This is a genomic window from Hydrogenophaga sp. PML113 (genome assembly GCF_001777155.1).
Classification (GTDB): Bacteria; Pseudomonadota; Gammaproteobacteria; order Burkholderiales; family Burkholderiaceae_C; genus Hydrogenophaga; species Hydrogenophaga borbori.
This window is the reverse complement of the sequence record NZ_MIYM01000041.1, coordinates 1-1009: the sequence shown is the minus strand read 5'-3', so window position 1 is coordinate 1009 and position 1009 is coordinate 1. Positions and strand designations below refer to the sequence as shown.

The following is a 1009-nucleotide window of genomic DNA, read 5'->3' as shown; positions in this document are numbered from 1 at the left end:
TCTGGTCGACCAGCTTGTTCTTGGCGATCCAGGGCATCATGGCGCGCAGCTGGGCGCCCACCACCTCGATGCTGTGCTCGGCCGTGTTGCGCCGGCGCGCCGTCATGCTGGGGTAGCCCGTGCGCCCTTCCAAGATGAACATCTTGGCGTAGTCGCCGTTCTGGATGCGCTTGAGCGCGTTGCGCATGGCCGCGCGCGACTGCTCGTTGATCACCTCCGGGCCCGTCACGTACTCGCCGTACTCCGCGTTGTTGGAGATCGAGTAGTTCATGTTGGCGATGCCGCCCTCATAGATCAGGTCCACGATCAGCTTCAACTCGTGCAGGCACTCGAAGTAGGCCATCTCGGGCGCGTAGCCGGCTTCCACCAGCGTCTCGTAGCCCATCTTGATCAGCTCGACCGCGCCGCCGCACAGCACCGCCTGCTCGCCGAACAGGTCCGTCTCGGTCTCTTCCTTGAAGTTGGTCTCGATGATGCCGGCCTTGCCGCCACCGTTGGCCATGGCGTAGCTCAGCGCCAGATCGCGCGCCTTGCCGCTCTTGTCCTGGTGCACCGCCACCAGGTGCGGCACGCCGCCGCCCTGCGCGTAGGTGCTGCGCACCGTGTGGCCCGGCGCCTTGGGCGCCACCATCCACACGTCCAGGTCGGCGCGCGGCACCACCTGGTTGTAGTGCACGTTGAAGCCGTGCGCGAAGGCCAGCGAGCCGCCCTGCTTGATGTTCGGCTCCACGTTGTTGCGGTAGACCTCGGCGATCTGCTCGTCGGGCAGCAGGATCATCACCACGTCGGCCGATTTCACCGCCTCGTTGACCTCCAGCACCTTCAGCCCGGCCTTGCCCACCTTGTCCCAGCTCGCGCCGCCCTTGCGCAGGCCCACCACCACCTTCACCCCGCTGTCGTTGAGGTTCTGCGCGTGCGCGTGGCCCTGGCTGCCGTAGCCGATGATCGCGACCGTCTTGCCCTTGATGAGGGACAGATCGCAGTCCTTGTCGTAGAAAACTTTCATGGT

At 65.5% G+C, this 1009-nt stretch carries 1 protein-coding gene; it reads right to left on the bottom strand.

The genetic code is table 11. The annotated features are described in order from the left end of the window. The coding region (gene ilvC, locus BHU06_RS21925) for a ketol-acid reductoisomerase (protein WP_070401356.1) at positions 1–1006 on the bottom strand (1006 nt) is incomplete at its 3' end. Positions 1007–1009 lie beyond the last annotated feature (3 nt).